Source organism: Hephaestia sp. MAHUQ-44 (assembly GCF_023806085.1).
Classification (GTDB): Bacteria; Pseudomonadota; Alphaproteobacteria; order Sphingomonadales; family Sphingomonadaceae; genus Sphingomonas.
On record NZ_JAMSLX010000015.1, the window covers coordinates 54,180 to 74,724 of the forward strand.

General features: G+C 65.9%; 17 protein-coding genes and 1 tRNA gene. 7 read left to right on the forward strand and 11 right to left on the reverse strand.

Features of this window, described 5'->3' with window-relative positions:
* The first annotated feature begins 9 nt into the window (after positions 1-9).
* The 4 genes from NFE57_RS14180 (at position 10) to NFE57_RS14195 (ending at position 3,243) form a co-directional block, all read left to right on the forward strand.
* Entirely contained in the window at positions 10-1,092 is a 1,083-nt protein-coding gene (locus NFE57_RS14180) for a SufD family Fe-S cluster assembly protein (RefSeq protein WP_252136248.1), read from the forward strand.
* Positions 1,089-2,327, forward strand: coding sequence for a cysteine desulfurase (locus NFE57_RS14185; protein ID WP_252136249.1), 1,239 nt, complete (start codon positions 1,089-1,091; stop codon positions 2,325-2,327). The genes NFE57_RS14180 and NFE57_RS14185 overlap by 4 nt, the downstream gene beginning before the upstream one ends.
* Entirely contained in the window at positions 2,324-2,788 is a 465-nt protein-coding gene (locus NFE57_RS14190) for an SUF system Fe-S cluster assembly protein (protein WP_252136250.1), read from the forward strand. Before NFE57_RS14185 ends, NFE57_RS14190 begins: the two co-directional genes overlap by 4 nt.
* A gap of 98 nt (positions 2,789-2,886) precedes the next feature.
* The gene (locus NFE57_RS14195; protein WP_252136251.1) at positions 2,887-3,243 is read left to right on the forward strand and encodes a HesB/IscA family protein; all 357 of its coding nucleotides are present in this window, start codon (positions 2,887-2,889) and stop codon (positions 3,241-3,243) included.
* Positions 3,244-3,246: 3 nt separating this feature from the next.
* On the opposite strand, the gene NFE57_RS14200 is transcribed toward NFE57_RS14195, so the two are convergent.
* The 5 genes from NFE57_RS14200 to NFE57_RS14220 all read right to left on the reverse strand — a co-directional run bounded on the left by NFE57_RS14200 (position 3,247) and on the right by NFE57_RS14220 (position 8,458).
* Positions 3,247-3,696: a MaoC family dehydratase gene (locus NFE57_RS14200; RefSeq protein ID WP_252136252.1), complete on the reverse strand. Its 450-nt coding sequence runs from the start codon at positions 3,694-3,696 to the stop codon at positions 3,247-3,249.
* Positions 3,686-5,593 (reverse strand): acetyl/propionyl/methylcrotonyl-CoA carboxylase subunit alpha, encoded by a 1,908-nt coding sequence (locus tag NFE57_RS14205; protein ID WP_252136253.1) that lies wholly within the window; start codon positions 5,591-5,593, stop codon positions 3,686-3,688. The genes NFE57_RS14200 and NFE57_RS14205 overlap by 11 nt, the downstream gene beginning before the upstream one ends.
* 153 nt (positions 5,594-5,746) lie before the next feature.
* Positions 5,747-6,226, reverse strand: a complete 480-nt coding sequence (locus NFE57_RS14210; RefSeq protein WP_252136254.1) for a nuclear transport factor 2 family protein — start codon at positions 6,224-6,226, stop codon at positions 5,747-5,749.
* Between the two features lie 139 nt (positions 6,227-6,365).
* Entirely contained in the window at positions 6,366-6,857 is a 492-nt protein-coding gene (locus NFE57_RS14215) for an endonuclease domain-containing protein (RefSeq protein ID WP_286207848.1), read from the reverse strand.
* Complete coding sequence (locus NFE57_RS14220; protein ID WP_252136255.1) at positions 6,857-8,458, reverse strand: carboxyl transferase domain-containing protein; 1,602 nt, start codon at positions 8,456-8,458, stop codon at positions 6,857-6,859. The genes NFE57_RS14215 and NFE57_RS14220 overlap by 1 nt, the downstream gene beginning before the upstream one ends.
* Positions 8,459-8,580: 122 nt before the next feature.
* Between NFE57_RS14220 and NFE57_RS14225 the strand changes: the two genes are divergently transcribed.
* Positions 8,581-10,656: a M13 family metallopeptidase gene (locus tag NFE57_RS14225; protein ID WP_252136256.1), complete on the forward strand. Its 2,076-nt coding sequence runs from the start codon at positions 8,581-8,583 to the stop codon at positions 10,654-10,656.
* Between the two features lie 51 nt (positions 10,657-10,707).
* Here the strand turns inward: NFE57_RS14225 and NFE57_RS14230 are convergent, their stop codons facing one another.
* A complete protein-coding gene (locus NFE57_RS14230; RefSeq protein ID WP_252136257.1) occupies positions 10,708-11,865 on the reverse strand; it encodes an isovaleryl-CoA dehydrogenase in 1,158 nt (385 codons plus the stop codon).
* 134 nt (positions 11,866-11,999) lie between these two features.
* Here NFE57_RS14230 and NFE57_RS14235 point away from each other — a divergent pair, with 134 nt between their 5' ends.
* Positions 12,000-13,427, forward strand: a complete 1,428-nt coding sequence (locus tag NFE57_RS14235) for an amino acid permease (protein ID WP_252136258.1) — start codon at positions 12,000-12,002, stop codon at positions 13,425-13,427.
* Positions 13,428-13,493: 66 nt separating this feature from the next.
* Here NFE57_RS14235 and NFE57_RS14240 read toward each other — a convergent pair whose 3' ends face one another.
* Both NFE57_RS14240 and acnA read right to left on the reverse strand, forming a co-directional pair.
* The gene (locus tag NFE57_RS14240; RefSeq protein ID WP_252136259.1) at positions 13,494-14,255 is read right to left on the reverse strand and encodes a hypothetical protein; all 762 of its coding nucleotides are present in this window, start codon (positions 14,253-14,255) and stop codon (positions 13,494-13,496) included.
* Between the two features lie 142 nt (positions 14,256-14,397).
* A complete protein-coding gene (acnA, locus tag NFE57_RS14245; RefSeq protein WP_252136260.1) occupies positions 14,398-17,073 on the reverse strand; it encodes an aconitate hydratase AcnA in 2,676 nt (891 codons plus the stop codon).
* A gap of 254 nt (positions 17,074-17,327) precedes the next feature.
* Here acnA and NFE57_RS14250 point away from each other — a divergent pair, with 254 nt between their 5' ends.
* On the forward strand, positions 17,328-18,293 hold the full coding sequence (locus NFE57_RS14250) for a CE1 family esterase (protein WP_252136261.1): 966 nt from the start codon (positions 17,328-17,330) through the stop codon (positions 18,291-18,293).
* Positions 18,294-18,342: 49 nt separating this feature from the next.
* On the opposite strand, the gene NFE57_RS14255 is transcribed toward NFE57_RS14250, so the two are convergent.
* The 3 genes from NFE57_RS14255 to moaA all read right to left on the reverse strand — a co-directional run bounded on the left by NFE57_RS14255 (position 18,343) and on the right by moaA (position 20,387).
* A tRNA-Asn gene (locus tag NFE57_RS14255) sits at positions 18,343-18,417 on the reverse strand.
* Positions 18,418-18,612: 195 nt separating this feature from the next.
* Positions 18,613-19,392, reverse strand: a complete 780-nt coding sequence (locus tag NFE57_RS14260; protein WP_252136262.1) for an NAD kinase — start codon at positions 19,390-19,392, stop codon at positions 18,613-18,615.
* The gene (gene moaA, locus NFE57_RS14265; protein WP_252136263.1) at positions 19,389-20,387 is read right to left on the reverse strand and encodes a GTP 3',8-cyclase MoaA; all 999 of its coding nucleotides are present in this window, start codon (positions 20,385-20,387) and stop codon (positions 19,389-19,391) included. Before moaA ends, NFE57_RS14260 begins: the two co-directional genes overlap by 4 nt.
* Positions 20,388-20,545: the final 158 nt, after the last annotated feature.

The window sequence follows — 20,545 nt, forward strand, 5'->3', positions numbered from 1 at the left end:
GGAGGCGTTATGACGGACGTGCTTGATCTCCCCACGCGCCGGCACGAGGAATGGCGCTGGTCGCGGCTCGATGCGCTGCCGGCGCTCGCCGCGACGCCGCGTGGTTCGGCGCAGGATGCTGCACAGCATTTCATCGGTCTCGGCGGCCCGCAACTCGTGTTCGTCGATGGCGTGCTCGATGAGGGGGCGAGTGTCCCCGGCCGCGTCAGCGTCGAGGCGCTCGATCTGGTCACCGATCATCCACTTGGCCGGCACGCGACCGGAGCGGGCTGGTCGCTGACGCTTGACGCCGAACAGGCTGCCGAGCCGATCGAGATCGTCCACGTCGCTTCGGGGGGCGCCAATCATCTGCCCGCGCGCATCATGCTCGCCGAGGGGGCGGTGGCGTCGATCGTCGAAACCTATGTCGGCGCGGGCTGGTCGAACCGGCTGACGCAGATCGAACTCGCGCGCTCGGCGCGGCTGATGCGTTCGGTGCGGCTGTTGCAGGCATCGGGCTTCGTATCGGTGCGTGACGAGGCGCTGGTGGGCAAACATGCCAACCTCGTGTCGATCTTCCTTGGCGCGGGCGGGATGGATTGCCGCATCGATGGCGCGATCAATGTTCATGGCGACACGGCGTTCGCCGAAATGGGCGGTGCCTTGCTGACCGAGCGCGAGCAGCATCAGGAATGCGCGGTGGCGGTGCGTCACGATGCGGTGGGCGGCAAGAGCCGGCAGGTCTGGCGCGCGGTGGCCAAGGACAAATCGGCGGTGAGCCTGGCGGCGCGGGTCGAGGTGGCACGGGCTGCGCAGAAGACCGATGGCGAGCAATCGTTACGCGGGCTGCTGCTCGATCGCACCGCGACGGTGAACCTCAAGCCCGAACTGGAGATTTTCGCCGACGACGTCAAATGCGCGCACGGCGCGACGGTGGGCGAACTCGATGCCCGCGCATTGTTCTATCTCGAAAGCCGCGGAATCGCACCGGCGCGCGCGCGCGGCCTGTTGACGCGGGCGTTTGTCGCGGATGCGCTCGACTGGATCGACAACGAAACGGTCAGGGACGCCTTCGCCGCCGATGCCGAACGCTGGCTGGAGAAGGCATTATGACGACGGCGTTGGCGACACGCACGCCTGATCTTCCCGCCAACGGCCTGCTTGATGTGCGGGCCGATTTTCCGGCGATCCCGGCGGGCTGGGCGTATCTCGATAGCGCGGCGACCGCGCAGAAGCCGCGCTCCGTCGTCGATGCGATCACGCGGGCTTATGGTGAGACCTACGCCACGGTCCATCGCGGCGTCTATCAGCGCTCGGCGGATATGACGCTGGCCTATGAGGCTGCACGCAAGCGAGTCGCCACCTTCATCGGTGCGCTGTCGGCGGACGAGGTGGTGTTCGTGCGCGGCGCGACCGAGGGAATCAACCTCGTCGCTGAGTGCTGGGCGGGGACGCAGCTTCGCGCGGGCGACCGTATCCTGCTGTCGATGCTCGAACATCATTCCAATATCGTGCCGTGGCAGCTTGTCGCCGAGCGTGTGGGTGCCGCAATCGACGTCGTGCCGCTGACCGGCGACGGCCGGATCGATCTCGACGCGATGGCGGCGATGCTGACCGAGCAGCACAAACTGGTTGCGCTGGCGCATGTCTCGAACGTGCTCGGCTCGGTGCTCGACGTGAAGCGTGCGGTCGCGCTGGCGCATGGCGTTGGTGCGAAATTGCTGGTCGACGGCTGTCAGGCGGTGCCGCGGTTGCCCGTCAACGTCGCTGATCTAGGCTGCGATTTCTATACCTTCTCGGGCCACAAGCTCTACGGCCCAACCGGGATCGGCGTGCTGTGGGGCAGGGCCGACTTGCTCGACGCGATGCCGCCTTATCAGGGTGGCGGATCGATGATCGATCGCGTCACCTTCGAGCGTACCACCTATGCACCACCGCCCGCACGCTTTGAGGCCGGGACGCCGCATATCGTCGGCGTCGTCGGGCTGCACGCGGCGATCGATTATGTCGACAGCGTCGGGCTCGAGCGCATCCATGCGCATGAAGTGGCGCTGGTGCGCGAGGCGCGCGCGGCGATGGCGGCGCTCAACAGCGTCAGCGTGTTCGGGCCCGAAGATTCGGCAGGCATTTTGAGCTTTGCGGTCGAGGGGGTGCATCCCCATGACGTCGCTACCATATTGGACGAGGGCCAGGTCGCGATCCGCGCCGGGCATCATTGCGCGCAGCCGCTGATGGATGCGCTGGGCGTGCCGGCAACCGCGCGCGCGAGCTTTGGGATCTACAACGGCCCGCAGGATGTGGCGGCGCTGATCAAAGGGATCGAACGGGTGACGAGGATCTTCGGATGAACGAAGAGCGCAAGATTGTGGTCGAAGAAGTCGATGCCGTGCCGCCGCCACCCAAGGCGCGCGTCGAGAGCGTGGTGGAGACGTTCGAGCGCAAACGCGACTATCTCGATGGATTTCTCGCCCAGAAGCCGGAGCCGGTTGCTGGTGGTGAGCCGGGTGGGGCGCTGTACGAGGCGGTGATCGATGCGCTCAAGGAGATTTACGATCCCGAGATCCCGGTGAATATCTACGATCTCGGGCTGATCTACGGGGTCGAGGTGGCCGAGGGCGGGCATGTCGCCGTCACGATGACGCTGACGACGCCGCATTGCCCGGTCGCCGAGTCGATGCCCGGCGAGGTCGAATTGCGCGTCAGTTCGGTGCCGGGGGTGGCGACCGCCGATGTCGACCTGGTCTGGGACCCGCCATGGGACCCGCAGAAGATGAGCGATGACGCCAAGCTCGAATTGGGTATGTTGTAGATGCCTGCTGAGTTTGAGGAGCTGGAACGGCCGCCGCCGAGGGGGGTGGGGAAAGCATACCGCCCCAGCTCCTCTGCCTTGGGGGCGTGGAGAAGACGATGACCGATGTGAAAACCCGTAAGCGCCCAGCGCCATTAATTTTGACGCCCGATGCCGAGGCGCGGATTGCGCGGTTGATGGCGGGCGCCCCCGCCGATGCGATCGGGGTCAAGCTCTCGACCCCGCGGCGGGGCTGCTCGGGGCTCGCTTATTCGGTCGACTATGTGACCAGCGCGAACCCGATGGACGAGCGGATCGACACGCCGGGCGGCGCTTTGTTCGTCGATGGTGCCTCGATCCTTTATCTGATCGGCTCGCAGATGGACTGGGCCGAGGACGATTTCGCCGCGGGGTTCGTGTTCACCAATCCCAATGCGAAGGGTTCGTGCGGGTGCGGCGAGAGTTTCACGGTGTGAGGGCTACGGCCTTTTCCTGAGCAGCGCCGTCCGCAGACATTCGCACACCATTTCATCACGCTGGTTGCGCATCTGGTGCTTCCAGGTGACGATCCCGGCGTCGTGGCGCGATTTGCTCTCGCGCAGCGCGATCACCTCGCTCGTCGCGCGCAGCGTATCACCGATGAACACGGGCCTGGGCATCACCAATTTGTCGTAGCCGAGGTTCGCGACCAGCGTGCCCATCGTCGTCTCGGCCACCGTTACCCCCACCATCAATGCGAAGGTGAAGGTGCCGTTGACGAGGATCTGACCGAACTCGCTCGCCTTCGCGGCCTCGGCATCGAGATGGAGCGGCTGCGGATTGTGCGTCATCGCCGAGAATAGCAGATTGTCGGTTTCGGTGACGGTGCGGCGCAAGGGGTGCTCGATGACCTCGCCGATCTGCCATTCGTCGTAGAACTTACCCGGCATCGAGCCCACCTTTTTTCCGTTCAACCCGCACCAGCAGCGTGCCTTCGCTGACCTGCATGCCTGCGGTGGCGGCGAGATCGGCGATCGTGCCGTCGAAGGGGGCGGTGAGGCTGTGTTCCATCTTCATTGCCTCGAGTGTGACGAGCTTCTGGCCCTGGGTGACGGTATCGCCCGCCGCGACCTCGACGGCGATGATGCGGCCGGGCATGGGTGAGAGGATCGTGCCGTCGGCGGCGGTGCCGGCGGCACGTTGCGATGACCGGGCGAGGCGGAACCCGACGGTGACGCCATGCTCGGTGGTGACAAAGCTATCGCCAACCGATCGGCCGCCGCCGCCGACATCGTCGCCAACCCACCAATCTATGACGCGGGTTTCACCATCTGCCTCGATCGCGACGGGCGCGCTGCGCGCGGCGTTGAGACGGAAGCCATCCAGAGCGCCCCAGGAACTGCCGGCGGCAATGCCGTGGGCATCATCGAACATCCAGCCGAGATTGAGGGCGGCAAGCTTCCACAGCGCGGGTGATGGGCGCGGCGGTAGCAATGCGTCCATTGTTGCGGGGATGAAGCCCGTTTCAACGTCACCGGCGAGGAAGCGCGGATGTCGCAATGCTCTGACGAGAAAACCGGCATTGGCTCTGACCGGCCAGACGGCGGTGAAATCCAGTTCATCGGCAAGCAGTTCGGCAGCCTCATCGCGGGTCGGCGCCGTGGCGATCAGCTTGGCGATCATCGGATCATAGAAGGCGGAAACAACATCGTCTTCTTCGACGCCCGTTTCGACGCGCAGTGCATGATCGGGGAGATTGAGGATGTCGAGCCGCCCCGTGCTCGGCAGAAATCCCTTGGTCGGGTCTTCCGCATAGAGCCGCGCCTCGATCGCCCAGCCGTTGATCTCCAGTTCCTCCTGCCGCTTGGGCAGTGGCTCGCCCGATGCGACGCGGAGTTGCCATTCGACCAGATCCTGGCCGGTGATCTCCTCGGTGACGGGATGTTCGACCTGCAGCCGCGTGTTCATTTCCATGAACCAGATGCGGTCGGCGCGTAGCCCATCGCTGGCGTCGGCGATGAATTCGATCGTGCCGGCGCCCTCGTAATCCACCGCTTTCGCCGCGCGGACGGCGGCGGCGCAGATTGCGTCGCGTGTCGCTTGATCCATGCCGGGGGCGGGGGCTTCCTCGATCACCTTCTGGTGGCGGCGCTGGAGCGAGCAATCGCGCTCGAACAGATGGACGACATTGCCATGGGCATCGCCGAACACCTGCACTTCGATGTGGCGGGGCGAGAGGATGTATTTCTCGATCAGAACGCGATCGTCGCCGAACGCACTGGCGGCCTCGCGCTGGCACGATTGCAGCGCGTCGGCGAATTGCGGTGCCGCATCGACGCGGCGCATCCCCTTGCCGCCGCCGCCCGCGACCGCCTTGATGAGCACCGGATAGCCGATCGCATCGGCCTCGGCCTGCAAGCGATCGGGGTTCTGATCCTCGCCGAGATAGCCCGGCGTCACCGGCACGCCGGCTGCGATCATGCGCTGCTTGGCGGCGTCCTTGAGACCCATCGCGCGGATGCTGTCGGGTTTGGGGCCGACCCAGACGAGGCCGGCATCGATCACGCTTTGCGCGAAATCGGCATTCTCCGAGAGGAAGCCGTAGCCGGGGTGGATCGCCTCGGCACCGGTCGCTTTGGCGGCGGCGATGATCTTGTCACCGCGAAGATAGCTGTCGCGTGCGGGGCTGGGGCCGATATGGACCGCCTCGTCGGCCTGCCGGACGTGGAGCGCGCCCGCATCGGCATCCGAATAGACCGCGATCGTGCGGATTCCCATGCGGCGCGCGGTGCGGATCACGCGGCAGGCGATCTCGCCGCGATTGGCGATGAGCAGCGAGGCGATCATCGGCTGGGCCGCGCGAAGTTGACAAAGTTGACGCGCTGGAGGCCTATCACTGTCGATGCCGCGCGATCATATCGGGTGACGGACAGGTCGTCGTTCGACGGGGCTGCGGATCGCATCGATATTCCTTAGCAAATAGCGGCGTTGTAGGACAGGTTATGCGCCGCACCCGGTGGTGCGCTGCGACCAGGTGACGTTGAGCACCTTCCATTGGCCGGCCTCTCGGATCAGATCGAAATGATCGACCCCGCAATGGTGCGGCTTGCCGTCGAGCAGGAACGTGTACGCCCCCCAGACCATCGCGATATTGCCGTCGATCTCGACCGCGGGCGGGCTGGTGAAGCGTTCCTCGAACTTTTCCGGGCCTGGTTTGATGCCGGCGGTGAATTCATCCCAGTTCAAATGGCGGATCGTGCTGGTGCCGTCGGGCTGCTCGATCGCGACGGTGGCGCCGCCTTCGGGCCGCAGCACGGCGCGGATCGCCTGCGCATCATGCGCGGCAAGGCCGGCGAACATCCGCTCGACGGGCGCGAGCACCGCGGCGGTATCCGCGTCGGGCGGGGGCAGCGCAGTGCCCTTGATGATCGGCGCGACCGGCGTGACCTGGAGCAGCAGCGGGAGGAGGAGGGAGATCATGGGTTATTTCCTTGGGCGAAGGGCCGAATGGCGTCCGTTACGCATGGGGCGGTGGCGCGGCCCCTCCACCATTCGGCGTTGCCGAATGGTCCCCCCCCCGTGCCGGGGAGGTGCGGAGAGTGGTTTCCCATCAAGACCCTCATACCTCCCCGGCACGGGGAGGGGGACCACCGGCCGCAGGTCGGTGGTGGAGGGGTGAGGCGCACGCGGCGAGGATAGCGGTCAATACATCGTCGAGGTTCGTCAGCACGTGGCGGGCGGGAACGCGGAGGGTACGAAAACCGGCGGTTGCCAATATCCGATCGCGGCGCTCGTCGCGTATCGGGCGATCCCCTCGTGCGTGCGCTTCGCCATCGACCTCGATGCAGAGGCGTGACGGCAGGTGCGCAAAATCCATGACGTAATTGCCGAAGGGATGCTGGCGACGGAACTTGTGGCCGCCAGGGTGCTTGCGCAGTTCGCGCCAAAGCAAGATTTCGGGAAGGTTGTTGGAGCGGCGTTGGTTACGGGCGTGCGCAATCGCCGACCGGGTCGTGCGTAGCCCCGGTGGGATTACCCCTCCACCATTCGGCGTTGCCGAATGGTCCCCCTCCCCGTGCCGGGGAGGTGTTAAGGGGGAACTGCTTGCCATCACATGCGGAACACGCCGAACGACGGGCGTTCGGGGATGGGGGCGTTGAGCGTGGCGGCGAAGGCGAGGCCGAGGACATCGCGGGTCTGGGCGGGATCGATGATGCCGTCGTCCCACAGCCGCGCGGTGGCGTGCCAGGGGTTGCCTTCATCCTCGTATTTTTGGCGGATCGGGGCCTTGAAGGCTTCGGCTTCTTCCGCGCTCCAACCGTCGGCGTCGCGGTGGACGGTGGCGAGGACGCTCGCAGCCTGTTCGCCGCCCATCACGCTGATCCGGCTGTTGGGCCAGGAAAACAGGAAGCGCGGCGAATAGGCGCGGCCGCACATGCCGTAATTGCCCGCGCCGAAGCTGCCGCCGATCAGCAATGTGATCTTGGGCACGCTGGCGGTGGCGACCGCGGTTACCAGCTTGGCGCCGTGCTTGGCGATGCCCTCCGCCTCATATTTGCCACCGACCATGAACCCCGAGATGTTTTGCAAGAACAGCAAGGGAATGCGGCGCTGGCAGGCGAGTTCGATGAAATGCGCGCCCTTGACCGCGCTCTCGCTGAACAGCACGCCGTTGTTGGCGAGGATCGCGACCGGCATCCCCCAGAGATGCGCGAAACCGCACACGAGGCTGCTGCTGTAGAGCGCCTTGAACTCGTTGAATTCGCTGCCGTCGACCAGCCGCGCGATGACCTCATGCACGTCATAGGGCGCGCGGACATCGTCGGGGATGATGCCGTACAATTCCTGCGGATCGTATCTGGGCGGGCAGGGATCGCGCAGGGCGATGTCGGGCGTGCGGTTCGGGGGGAGGGTGCTGACGATGTCGCGGACGATCGTGAGCGCGTGCTCGTCATTCTCGGCGACGTGATCGACCACCCCCGATTTGCGGGCGTGGGTATCGGCACCGCCGAGTTCCTCGGCCGAGATCACCTCGCCCGTCGCGGCCTTCACCAGTGGTGGCCCGGCGAGGAAGATCGTGCCTTGCCTGCGCACGATGACGCTTTCGTCCGACATGGCGGGTACATAGGCGCCGCCCGCGGTGCAGCTTCCCATCACGCAGGCGATCTGCGCAATGCCGAGCGCGGACATATTGGCCTGATTGAAGAAGATGCGGCCGAAATGGTCGCGATCGGGGAACACCTCAGCCTGATGCGGTAAATTGGCCCCGCCTGAATCGACCAGATAGACGCAGGGTAACCGGTTGGCCTCGGCGATCTCCTGTGCGCGGAGATGCTTCTTGACCGTCATCGGGTAATAGGTGCCGCCCTTCACCGTGGCGTCGTTGCACACGATCATGACGTGGCGGCCCGAAACGCGGCCGATCCCCGCGATCAGCCCCGCGCCGGCGATGTCGCCGCTGTAAAGGCCGGTGGCGGCGAGCTGGCCGATCTCGAGAAAGGGCGATCCGGGATCGAGCAGCCGCTCGACGCGATCGCGAGGCAGGAGCTTGCCGCGAGCCACATGGCGATCGCGCGCTTGCTCGCTGCCGCCGCGCGCGGCGTGGGCAACATCGGCGCGCAGCCGATCGGCGAGCGCGCGATTGTGCGCAGCATTGGCGCGGAAGATGTCGTTCTCGGGCGATATTCTGGTGTCGAGCACGGGCGCGCTCATTGCGGATCCTCTCCCATTACCCCCTTGCGTAGCCAAGCCGCGGTACGAAGGGAAGCCGCTGGTGTTGATGGGGGGCGCGGTGTAATCCTTGGGCCACACACGATCTTTTGGGACAGTGATCCATGACGCGACGCCTGCTGCTTGCCGCCCTCCTTGTGACCACGGCCGCGTGCAGCCAGGCCGACAAGCAGAACGACATCGCCGCGGTGGCAGCCGCGGGCACCACGATCGGAATCGATACCACCGGGCTCAACACCGCGGTGAACCCCGGCGACAATTTCGACGAATATGCCAATGGCGGCTGGCGCGCGAAAACCGAAATCCCTGCCGACCGGTCGAGCACGGGTGTGTTCCTCGAGGTGGCCAACAAGGCCGAAGCGAACAACCGGGCGATCATCGACGCCGCGGTCAAGGCCGAGGCTGCGCCGGGCACCGACCAGCGCCGGATCGCCGATTTCTACAACGCCTATCTCAACACCAATGCCATCGAGCAACGCGGGATGGCGCCGCTTCAGGGCGAGTTGCGGGCGATCGCGGCGCTTGGCGACAAGCACCAGCTGGCGACGATGCTGGGCGCGAACCTGCTCGCCGATCAGGACCCGATCAACGCGACCAGCATCGGCAGCGAAAATCTGTTCGGGCTGTTCGTGACGCAGGCACTGACGCAACCCGACAAGACGGTGCCTTATCTGCTCCAGGGCGGACTGGGGATGCCCGATCGCGATTATTATCTCTCTTCCGCGCCCGAAATGCAGCAGATCCGCACCGCGTATAAAAGCTATGTCGCGCAATTGCTGCAGCTTGCCGGGGTGAGCGACGCGCCGGCACGGGCGGGACGGATCGTCGATCTCGAGACCAAGCTTGCGAAGGTCCATGCCGATCTCGCGACGACGAACCAGATGTCCAAGGGACACGATCCCTGGACCAGGGCCGATTTCGCGAAGAAGGCGCCGGGGCTCGACTGGGGCGCGTTCTGGGCCGCGGCCGAGCTGCCCAACCAGCAGGATTTCATCGTCTGGCAGCCTGCTGCTGTGACCGGCACCGCCGCGCTGGTGGCGAGCGAGCCGTTGCAGGCGTGGCAGGACTGGCTGACGTTCCATCGCATCAACACCGTGACCAGCGTGCTGCCCAAGGCGATCGACGACGCGCATTTCGGTTTCTACGGCACCACGATGTCGGGCACGCCCGAGCAGCGCAGCCGCGACAAGCGTGCGGTCGGCGCGGTCAACAACGCGCTCGGCGATGCGGTGGGCAAGCTCTACGCAGCGCAATATTTCCCGGCCTCGTCCAAGGCCGATATCCAGCACATGGTGCAGGGCATCCTTACCGCGTTCGACACGCGCGTCGCCAATCTCACCTGGATGGCGCCCGCGACCAAGGCCGAGGCGCGCAAGAAGATCGAGACGCTGAAGGTCGGGATCGGCTATCCCGAGACGTGGCGCGATTATGCGGGGCTCGAGATCCGCGCCGATGATCCTGTCGGCAATGCGCGCCGTGCGGCCAAGGCCGAATATCGGCACCAGATCGCCAAGATCGGCAAGCCGGTCGATCGCGGCGAATGGTGGATGACGCCGCAGACGGTGAACGCGGTCAACCTGCCCTTGCAGAACGCGCTCAATTTTCCGGCCGCGATCCTGCAGGCGCCGTTCTACGACCCCAAGGCCGATCCGGCGGCCAATTACGGCGCGATCGGCGCGGTGATCGGACATGAGATCAGCCATAGTTTCGACAATAATGGCGCCGAGTTCGATTCGACCGGCAAGCTGCGTAACTGGTGGACTCCGGCCGATCTCAAGCATTTCCAGGAGCAGGGGGCGGCGCTGGCGGCGCAATATAGCGCTTATGAGCCGCTGCCGGGGCTTCACCTGAACGGCGAACTGGTGCTGGGCGAGAATATCGCCGATGTCGCGGGGCTGACCGCGGCGCTCGCGGCGTATCACGCATCGCTAGGCGGCAAGCCCGCGCCGGTGATTGCGGGGATGACCGGCGATCAGCGCTTCTTCCTCGCCTTTGCGCAGGTGTGGCGCACCAAGATGCGCGAGCAGGCGCTGCGCCAGCAGATCGCGACCAATGGCCATGCACCGGGCGCCTTTCGCGCGCTGACGGTGCGCAATCTCGACGATTGGTACACCGCGTTCGACGTCCAGCCGGGGCGCAAACTGTATCTGGCGCCCGACAAGCGCGTGCGCGTGTGGTGACGTTTTGAGGCATGATGGCCCCCGGTACCCGTCCGGGGTGACGGTGCGTCTTTACGCCCCGATCAATTCTCGCCCGATCAGGTAGCGGCGGATTTCGTTCGTTCCCGCGCCGATGTCGTAGAGCTTGGCGTCGCGCAGGAAGCGTTCGACCGGCCATTCCTTGGTGTAACCCGCGCCGCCGAGTGCCTGGATCGCTTCGAGGGCGGTCTTGACCGCGTTTTCGCTGGCGAGGAGGATCGCGCCGGCCGCGTCGAAGCGCGTCGTCTTGCCCATGTCGCAGGCGCGCGCGACGGCATAGACATAGGCGCGCGCCGAATTGAGCGCGACATACATGTCGGCGACCTTGGCCTGGATGAGTTGGAAGCTGCCGATCGGCTTTCCGAACTGCTTGCGCTCGCGGACATAGGGTAGCACCACGTCGAGGCACGCCTGCATGATGCCGAGCGGCCCCGCCGCCAGCACCGCGCGTTCGTAATCGAGCCCGCTCATCAGCACGCCGACCCCGCCGCCGACCGGCCCCATGACGTTATCTGCCGGAACCTCGCAATCCTCGAACACCAGTTCGGCGGTGTCGCTGCCGCGCATCCCCATCTTGTCGAGCTTGGTCGAGACCGAAAAGCCCTTGAAACCCTTTTCGATCAGGAAGGCGGTGATCCCTCTGGTGCCGCCGGCGCTGTCGGTCTTGGCGTAGACGACGAGCGTGTCGGCCTCGGGCGCGTTGGTGATCCAGAATTTGGTGCCGTTGAGGATATAGCGGTCGTTGCCGCGGGCCTCGGCCTTGAGCGTCATCGACACCACGTCGGAGCCCGATCCGGCTTCCGACATCGCGAGGCTGCCGACATGCTCGCCCGAGATCAGTTTGGGGAGGTATCGGGCTTTCTGTTCGGCATTGCCCCAGCGGCGGATCTGATTGACGCAGAGGTTGGAATGCGCGCCGTAGGAAAGCCCGATCGAGGCCGAGGCGCGGCTGACCTCCTCCATCGCGACGACGTGATCGAGATAGCCGAGGCCGAGCCCACCCCATTCTTCCTCGACGGTGATCCCATGGAGGCCCAACGCCCCCATTTCGGGCCAGAGCGAGCGATCGAACTTGTTGTGCGCGTCGATATCGGCGGCGCGGGGCGCGATCCGATCGGCGGCGAAGCGGTGGGTCGTCTCGCGGATCATGTCGGCGGTTTCGCCCAGCGCGAAATCGAGCGCGGTTTCCATCTCACCTCTCCCAAGGGACTGTAATGTCTCGGCAAGCCCCACAAAGGTTGCGGAGTCGGCTCATATTCTTACGCTAGGGCAACCACCCGGCCTTCATCAAGCGCGGGGTTAGAGCACATAGAGCAGGGGGATCGATGACCGATCTATTCCGCAAGAAAATCATTTCCGTCGGCGCCGACCAGCCGAGCGAGAACCGCCTCGCACGGACCTTGTCGTGGCCGCATCTGGTGGCGCTGGGGGTCGGCGCGATCGTCGGCACCGGCATTTTGACGTTGATCGGCGTGGGTGCGGATCGCGCGGGCCCCGCCGTGATCCTGTCGTTCGTGATCGCTGGAGTGATCTGCGCGTGCGCCGCGCTCGCTTATGCCGAAATGTCGACGATGATGCCCGCGAGCGGCAGTGCCTATACCTATAGTTATGCCGTGCTGGGCGAGATCATCGCCTGGGTGATCGGGTGGAGCCTGATCCTCGAATATTCGCTGGTGGTCTCGACGGTGGCGGTCGGCTGGTCGGGCTATGCCTCGCCCCTCCTTGAAGGGCTGGGGTTTCCTCATGCCTTGACGCAAGGGCCCGAACTGGGCGGGCTTATCAACCTGCCCGCGATCTTCATCATCGCGGTGGTCGCCGGGCTGCTCAGCCTGGGGACCAAGGAAAGCGCGACGCTGAACGCCATTCTCGTGGTCATCAAGATGGCCGCGCTGGCGTTGTTCGTCATCATCGCGCTGCCGCATTTCAACCCCGACAATCTTCACCCGTTCATGCCCTATGGCTTCGGCAAGGAGGCGCTGCCCGGCGCGACCGGCGAGGTCGTCGCGCGTGGGGTGATGGCGGCGGCGGCGATCATCTTCTTCGCCTTCTACGGTTTCGACGCGATTTCGACCGCGGCCGAGGAAACCAAAAATCCGGGGCGCGACCTTGCGATCGGGATCGTCGGATCGATGGTGGCATGCGTCGTGATCTATATTTTGATCGGGGTGACCGCGGTGGGTGCACTGCACTTCACCCAATTCGCCAACAGCCCCGATCCGCTGGCGCTGATCCTGCGCGGAATCAACCAGCCGGTGGTGGCAACGATTCTCGCGGTAAGCGCGGTGGTGGCGCTGCCGACGGTGCTGCTCGGCTTTCTGTTCGGGCAGAGCCGGATCTTCTTTACGATGGCGCGCGACGGATTGTTGCCGGCGAAGCTGGCGGTGGTCTCACGGCGCGGGTCGCCGGTGCGGATCACGTTGCTGACCGCGGTGTTCGTCGCGTTCATCGCCGGGGTCGCGCCGATCGACGCGATCGCCGCGCTTGCCAATGCGGGCACGCTCGCCGCGTTCACGGCGGTGTCGGTGTGCATGCTGGTGTTGCGCAAGCGCGCGCCCGACGCGCCGCGCACCTTCCGTACCCCGCTGGCGCCGGTGGTGGGGACGGTGGCGATCCTGGGGTGCATCTATCTGTTCTTCAGCCTGCCGACGCGGACGCAGCTATTCTTCCTCGGGTGGAATGCGATCGGGCTGATCGTCTATTTCATCTACGGACGGCCGCGCGCGGGCAGGGCAACCGATGCGGCGACGCGCTGAGGGGCTGTTTGAGCAATCGCGGAAGAGCGATTTCCGACGCACATTCCCAAAACGCTCTGAGCCCGATCAATCGTCGGGCGCGTCCTCGGTAAAGTCGAAGCGGATGCGGACCCAGGTGTTGAGCATCGGCTTGCCGTCGATACGCGGGGGCAGCACGCGGAATTGCCACGCCGCCTTGCGCAGCGCGTTGGCGAGCCCCGAGCCGCGCGGCGATTCGGCGAGCGGACGACAATTCTCGACGCGATAATCGGGGATCGTCTGGCACGCGATCATCGCCCAGCTTCCCTTCGCGACGGTGGGCGGGAGGTAATAAGCGAGTTCGGCGTGGCGCGGCTTGCGATACCAATCGGCGGCGTAGAGCGTCGAGCCGCCGGGCCCTTCGCCGGGCCCGTAGGAGGGCGCACCGCCCGCGCTCGCGGCGGCGCCACCGGCATCGGCGGCAGGTGGCGTCGTTTTGGCCATCTTGCCGATGTCCGACGCGCCGAACACCTCTTTGCTGACGATCAGCATCTTGAACGGGGAGGGCGTCGACGCGTCCATTTCCGTCGATTTGGGTGAATTGGGCTCGGGCGCCGCGCGCGGGGTGGTCGCCTTTGCGGTGCTCCTTGGCTTGGGCGCGAGCTTCTTTTCCGCCTCGGGTGGCGCGCGCGATCCCGAGACGTTGAACACCGACAGCCCGGTTGCCGCCATCGGCACCAGATCGGTTCGCAACGACGCCGTCAGCAACAGCAAGGCGACCAGCACGTTGACCAGAATCGCGAGCACGAGGCCGGGACCACGACCGCGACGCGACGCCTGATAGGCAGTAGAGGAATAGCCGGACGCCATCCGCCCGGCGCTTAGGCGCGGAGGGCCGGCGCGGCAATCGTCGCGTTCTTGTGAGAAGGTGGCACCGGCCCGCTCCCCCAATACACAAAGCCCCCGCACCGATCGGGTGCGAGGGTTTTGCGGATGCCTTGCGGACGCGACCTCAGGCGGCGGCGAGGTTTCTCAGCACATAGTGCAGGATGCCGCCGTGGAGGAAATATTCCAGTTCGTTGACGGTATCGATCCGGCAACGGGTCTGGAAGGTCTCGGTGCTGCCGTCGGCGCGGGTGAGCGTGACCGTGACATCCTGACGCGGGCGGATCTCGCCGACCTGGTGGATCGTGAAGGTTTCCGAGCCGTCGAGCTTGAGCGTCTCGCGCGTGACGCCTTGGGCGAACTGGAGCGGCAGCACGCCCATGCCGACGAGGTTCGAGCGGTGGATGCGCTCGAAGCTTTCGGCGATCACCGTGCGGACGCCGAGCAGGATCGTGCCCTTGGCCGCCCAGTCACGCGACGAGCCGGTGCCATATTCCTTGCCCGCGATGACGACCAGCGGCGTGCCGTCGGCCTTGTGGCGCATCGCCGCGTCGTAGATCGGCATCACCTCGCCATTATATTTGGACATCCCGCCTTCGACGCCGGGGACCATCTCGTTCCTGATGCGGATATTGGCGAAGGTACCGCGCATCATCACGTCGTGGTTGCCGCGGCGGCTGCCGTAGGAGTTGAAATCCGCTCGTGCGACCTGATGCTCCTGCAGGTAGATGCCGGCCGGGCTGTCGGCCTTGATGCTGCCCGCGGGCGAAATGTGATCGGTGGTGATCGAATCGCCGAGGATCGCGAGCGGCCTGGCCTCGATGATATCGGCGACGGGCGCCGGGGTCATCTCCATGCCCTCGAAATAGGGCGGGTTGGCGACATAGGTCGAGCCCGCGCGCCAGCCATAGGTTTCCGAACCTTCGACCTCGATGCCGCGCCACTGATCGTCGCCGGCATAGACATTGGCGTAGCGGCTGCGGAACATCTCGTTGTTGATGCTCGAATCGATCAGGTCGCGGACTTCCTGATTGGTCGGCCAGATGTCACGCAAGAACACGTCCGCGCCGTCCTGATCCTTGCCGAGCGGTGAGGCTTCCATATCCTCGGTCACCGTGCCCTTGATCGCATAAGCGACGACGAGCGGCGGCGAGGCGAGGAAATTGGCGCGGACATCGGGGCTGACCCGGCCTTCGAAGTTGCGGTTGCCCGACAGCACCGAGGCGGCGACGACGTCGTTCTCGTTGATCGCCTTCGAGATCGCGGGCGCGAGCGGCCCCGAATTGCCGATGCAGGTGGTGCAGCCATAGCCGACGAGGTTGAAGCCGAGCGCGTTGAGATCGTCGGTGAGGCCGGCCTTGTCGAGATAGTCGGTGACGACCTGGCTACCCGGCGCCAGCGAGGTCTTGACCCACGGCTTGGGCGTCAGGCCCTTCGCGCGCGCCTTGCGGGCGACGAGCCCGGCGGCGATCAGCACGCTGGGGTTCGAGGTGTTGGTGCAGCTGGTGATCGCGGCGATCACGACGTCGCCGTCGCCGATATCGTGGTTCAGGCCATCGACCGCGACGCGCGTCGGGCGCTGCTTGTCATAGACCTTGGAGAGATCGCCGTTGAATACCTCGTCGACCTTGTTGAGGCTGATGCGATCCTGCGGGCGCTTGGGGCCGGCGAGGCTGGCATGGACCGACGACATGTCGAGTTCGAGCGTGTCGGTGAACAGCGGATCGGCCGCATTCTCGTCGTGCCACATGCCCTGCGCGCGGCAATAAGCCTCGACCAGCGCGATCTGATCGTCGGTGCGGCCGGTGAAGCGCATGTAATCGATCGTCTTGGCGTCGACCGGGAAGAAGCCGCAGGTGGCGCCATATTCGGGCGCCATGTTGGCGATCGTCGCGCGATCGGCGAGCGTCAGTGAATGGAGGCCGGGGCCGTAGAATTCGACGAAGCGGCCGACCACGCCCTTCTGGCGCAGCATCTGGGTGACGGTGAGCACCAGATCGGTTGCGGTGATGCCTTCGCGTAAGGAGCCCGTCAGCTTGAAGCCGACGACCTCGGGGATCAGCATCGACACCGGCTGGCCGAGCATCGCGGCTTCGGCCTCGATCCCGCCGACGCCCCAGCCGAGCACGCCGAGGCCGTTGATCATCGTGGTGTGGCTGTCGGTGCCGACCAGCGTATCGGGATAGGCGACGGGGTTACCGTCGAGGCCCTTCGAGTGCCACACGGCCTGGCCGATATATTCGAGATTGACCTGGTGGCAGATACCGGTGCCGGGGGGGACGACCTGGAAATTGTCGAGCGCCTTCGAACCCCATTTGAGGAATTCGTAACGCTCCATGTTGCGCTCATATTCGAGCGCGACGTTATCGTCGAACGCCCTGGGGGTGCCAAATTCGTCGACCATCACGCTATGGTCGATGACGAGATGGACCGGCACCTGCGGGTTGATCTTCTGCGCGTCGCCGCCGAGCTTCTGGATCGCGTCGCGCATCGCGGCGAGATCGACCACGCACGGCACGCCGGTGAAATCCTGCATCAGCACGCGCGCGGGGCGATACTGGATTTCACGGTCCGAACGACGCTCCTTCTGCCAGTCGACGATCGCCTGCAGATCCTCGGTGGTGACGGTCTTGCCGTCTTCGAAGCGGAGCAGGTTTTCGAGCAGCACCTTCATCGAGAAGGGCAGGCGCGAGACGTCGCCGAGCTTGGCTGCCGCCTTGGCGAGGCTGTAATAGCCGTAAGTGGTTCCGGCGGCGTCGAGCGTATCGCGGGTTCCGAGCGTATCCTGGCCAATGGCGGTCATGCGGGTATTCCCTTCTGTTGTATCAAACCGACCTGGCGGCGGCGGACCGGGGTCCGCGCACGCGTCGGCATGGTGCGCATGTGAGACTCGGAGGGGCTTTAGCAAGGGGGGCGCGGTTGGGAAAGGGTCGCAAAACCGGCCTGGCGCGGGCAATTTCGGCTGGGTTCGCGCCGCCGATCGATTAAAAAGCGGCGCGGCGATCGTGGCTTGGCGATCGGGATGATGATGGGAGAAGGCGTATTTTGCTCCACCGGATGTTTATTCTCGCTGCCGCGTTGGTCGGCGCTTGGTCGCTCGCCCCGGCCGCGCACGCCGCGACGCGATGCGCGGTGGGCGCGCCGGGCGTTACCGCGCGTGTCGCGATCGGCGATACCGGGCGGCCGATGCTGCTCCATCTGCCGGCGGGCTACGATCCTGCACAGCCCGCGCCGATCGTGTTCCTGCTCCACGGCAGCACCGGGACGGGGGCGGCGATGCTGCGTGATTCGGCGCTTGAGGCGAGCGCGGACAAGCATGGGTTTATCGTGGCCGCACCCGATGCGGGGATACCGGAGGGCAAGGGGTTCGTCTGGAATATCCCGGGGGTGCCGACGGTCGCGGGCACGATCCCGACCGCGGATGATCCCGACGATGTCGCCTATCTCGAAACCGCGCTCGATTGGCTGGCGGCTGAAGGCTGCGCCGATGCGGCACGGGCTTATGTCACCGGGCTGTCGGGCGGCGGGCGGATGACATCATGGCTGGGCTGCGTCGCGGCGGACCGGTTCGCGGCAATCGCGCCGGTGGTCGGTTTGCGTGCCGGCAACCCGGCGAAGCATGATCCCTCACGCCCCGATCCCGCTACCTGCCGCCCGAGCCGGCCGATCCCGGTGATCGCCTTTGCCGGCGATGCCGACAAGACCAACCCGATTCTGGGCGGCGGCACCGGTTATTGGCAATATACCATGCACGCCGCCGAACAGCGCTGGGCTGCGCTCAACGGCTGCACCGCGGCGCCGACGACGCGCTGGATCACCGAGCGCGTGTATGAGGAACGCTATAGCGGATGCCGCGACGGCGCCGATGTCGCGGCGCGGATCACCGTTGGCGGTGGGCATGCGTGGGTGGTCGACAATGACGCGATGTGGGCGTTTTTGTCGTCGTATCGGTTGGGGACGATCACGGCGCCCCGAGGACACAAGAACGGCCCTTCGACAAGCTCAGGGCGACCGGGTGGGTGACCGTCCGCAGGCGCCAGGCCGGATATATAGTCGCGTGGTTGGCGAGTGGTGGCTCCCCGGGCCGGATTCGAACCAGCGACCGATCGGTTAACAGCCGATTGCTCTACCGCTGAGCTACCGGGGAATGCCGTGCGCGATTACCCGGAGGGGCGTCGCGAGAGGCGCGCCTATAGCAGCGAGATTCGCCGATAGGCAAGCCCGCTTGGTTGTTCGGCGCCGGCCCGCTCCCCCACCCCGCCTCCCATGCAGGATAATGTCTTGGGAGGCGGGGTGGGGGAGCGGGCCAGCACCGCCTCGGCGCGGCGCTGCCGAGCCCGAATTACGACAGGAATTGCTCCATCGTGATGCGGTCGTCGAGCGCGTGCTCGGGATCGAACAGCAGGCTGAGATCGCGTGCGCGATCGATCGCGATGTCGACATGCGCCACATCGCGCACCTCGCGCTGGTCCGCAACCGCGCTTACCGGGCGCTTTTCGGGATGGAGCACGCGGATGCCGATCCGCGCCTTGTCGGGCACGATCGCGCCGCGCCAGCGCCGCGGGCGGAACGGGCTGATCGGGGTCAGCGCGAGCATCGACGACCCCAGCGGCAGAATCGGACCCTGCGCGGAGAGATTATAGGCGGTCGAGCCCGCCGGCGTCGCGCACAGCACGCCGTCACAGGCCAGTTCGGGCAGGACGACGCGGCCGTTGAGCGTGATTTCGAGCTTCGCGGTCTGGCGGGTTTCGCGCAGCAGCGAGATTTCGTTGATCGCGGGGATGCGCCAATGCTCGCCGGTGACGGTGGTCGCCTCCATGCAGAGCGGCGTGACGTTGACCGTCCGGGCCTGCGCGAGCCGGGCGTCGAGCCCGTCGTCGCGCCACTCGTTCATCAGGAAGCCGACGGTGCCGAGGTTGAGCCCGAACACGGGGAGTTGAGGCTGCCGCCGATCGAGCATCGCGTGGAGCGTCTGGAGCATGAAGCCGTCGCCGCCCAAGGCAACGACGAGTTCCGCGTCCTCGATCGGTACCCAATCGTAGCGCTCATGCAGCGTGCGCGCGGCAGCCTGCGCGGGCGCGGTCTGCGAGGCGAGCAACGCGCGGCGGGGATGCTTGATCATCCGCCGGTGACGCTCATGTGACGCGCGACCGCGGGCTGTTCGCCGGCGGCGATGCGGAAATCGTGCGCGCGCGGCTTGATCGTCATCGCGTCGTCGAGCGCGGCATCGAGCGCGGCGATCCCGCCACCGCGCAACGCGGCCTTGAGGTCGACCGATTCGTCATGGCCGAGGCAGAGGTAGAGCTTGCCTTCGGTGGTCAGCCGCACGCGGTTGCAGCCGTCGCAGAAATTGGCGGTGAGCGGCGAGATCAGCCCGAGCCGGATGCCCCAGGGCGCGACGCGCCAATAGCGGGCGGGGCCGCCGGTGCCGCGGGTGTCGCGGACGAGCGGAAAACGGCGCGACAGATCGTCGAACACCTGCGTGAGCGGCAGGAAGCGGTCGGTCCGGTCCTCATCGATCGCACCCATCGGCATCGTCTCGATCAGCGTGAGATCGAAACCCTGTTCGCCGCAATAAGCGAGCATCGGCGCGATCTCGTGCTCGTTGAGGCCCTTCAGCGCGACCATGTTGATCTTGATCGCCAGCCCCGCCGCGCGCGCGGCAGCGATCCCGGCCAGCACGCGCGCCACATCGCCGTGGCGGGTGATGTGGCGGAAGGTGTCGGGATTGCGACTGTCGAGGCTGATGTTGATCCGACGCATGCCCGCGGCGACCAATGCCTCGGCATGGTCGGCGAGGTGCGTGGCGTTGGTCGTCATCGTCAGTTCGTCAAGCCCGTGGCCAAGGTGGCGACCGAGGCGCTGCGCCAGATCGGTCACGTCGCGGCGCACCAGCGGCTCGCCCCCGGTCAACCGGATCTTGGAGATGCCGCGCGCGATAAACCGTTCGGCGATGAGCGCGATCTCTTCGAGCCGCAGCAGGCGATCGCGCGGCAGAAAGGTCATCTGCTCCGCCATGCAATAGCGGCACCTCAGATCGCAGCGATCAGTCACCGAAATGCGGAGATAGCTGATCGTGCGGCCGTGGCGGTCGATCAGGGCGGAGGCGCTGGCCATGAACGAGCGTTAGAGCCCAGACCCCCAAACGGCAATGGGGGTGATCGCCCGAGCAGCGCGCGCGTGCGTATCGCACTGTCCTGTTTGGGAATTGGGCCGCGCGCTTTGCGCATTGCGCTGGCCCGGTTCGGCGTTACCAAGGGCGCCGACGCGATAGG

Excerpts from the sequence above, each read along its gene's own strand:
- NFE57_RS14195 (WP_252136251.1), top strand. The coding sequence starts at position 2,887 with ATGACCGATGTGAAAACCCGTAAGCGCCCAGCGCCATTAATTTTGACG.
- NFE57_RS14230 (WP_252136257.1), bottom strand. The coding sequence starts at position 11,865 with ATGGAAACCGCGCTCGATTTCGCGCTGGGCGAAACCGCCGACATGATC.
- NFE57_RS14260 (WP_252136262.1), bottom strand. The coding sequence starts at position 19,392 with ATGATCAAGCATCCCCGCCGCGCGTTGCTCGCCTCGCAGACCGCGCCC.
- NFE57_RS14180 (WP_252136248.1), top strand. The coding sequence starts at position 10 with ATGACGGACGTGCTTGATCTCCCCACGCGCCGGCACGAGGAATGGCGC.
- acnA (WP_252136260.1), bottom strand. The coding sequence starts at position 17,073 with ATGACCGCCATTGGCCAGGATACGCTCGGAACCCGCGATACGCTCGAC.
- NFE57_RS14215 (WP_286207848.1), bottom strand. The coding sequence starts at position 6,857 with ATGGCAAGCAGTTCCCCCTTAACACCTCCCCGGCACGGGGAGGGGGAC.
- NFE57_RS14210 (WP_252136254.1), bottom strand. The coding sequence starts at position 6,226 with ATGATCTCCCTCCTCCTCCCGCTGCTGCTCCAGGTCACGCCGGTCGCG.
- NFE57_RS14250 (WP_252136261.1), top strand. The coding sequence starts at position 17,328 with ATGTTTATTCTCGCTGCCGCGTTGGTCGGCGCTTGGTCGCTCGCCCCG.
- NFE57_RS14220 (WP_252136255.1), bottom strand. The coding sequence starts at position 8,458 with ATGAGCGCGCCCGTGCTCGACACCAGAATATCGCCCGAGAACGACATC.
- moaA (WP_252136263.1), bottom strand. The coding sequence starts at position 20,387 with ATGGCCAGCGCCTCCGCCCTGATCGACCGCCACGGCCGCACGATCAGC.
- NFE57_RS14200 (WP_252136252.1), bottom strand. The coding sequence starts at position 3,696 with ATGCCGGGTAAGTTCTACGACGAATGGCAGATCGGCGAGGTCATCGAG.
- NFE57_RS14185 (WP_252136249.1), top strand. The coding sequence starts at position 1,089 with ATGACGACGGCGTTGGCGACACGCACGCCTGATCTTCCCGCCAACGGC.
- NFE57_RS14240 (WP_252136259.1), bottom strand. The coding sequence starts at position 14,255 with ATGGCGTCCGGCTATTCCTCTACTGCCTATCAGGCGTCGCGTCGCGGT.
- NFE57_RS14205 (WP_252136253.1), bottom strand. The coding sequence starts at position 5,593 with ATGATCGCCTCGCTGCTCATCGCCAATCGCGGCGAGATCGCCTGCCGC.
- NFE57_RS14225 (WP_252136256.1), top strand. The coding sequence starts at position 8,581 with ATGACGCGACGCCTGCTGCTTGCCGCCCTCCTTGTGACCACGGCCGCG.
- NFE57_RS14190 (WP_252136250.1), top strand. The coding sequence starts at position 2,324 with ATGAACGAAGAGCGCAAGATTGTGGTCGAAGAAGTCGATGCCGTGCCG.
- NFE57_RS14235 (WP_252136258.1), top strand. The coding sequence starts at position 12,000 with ATGACCGATCTATTCCGCAAGAAAATCATTTCCGTCGGCGCCGACCAG.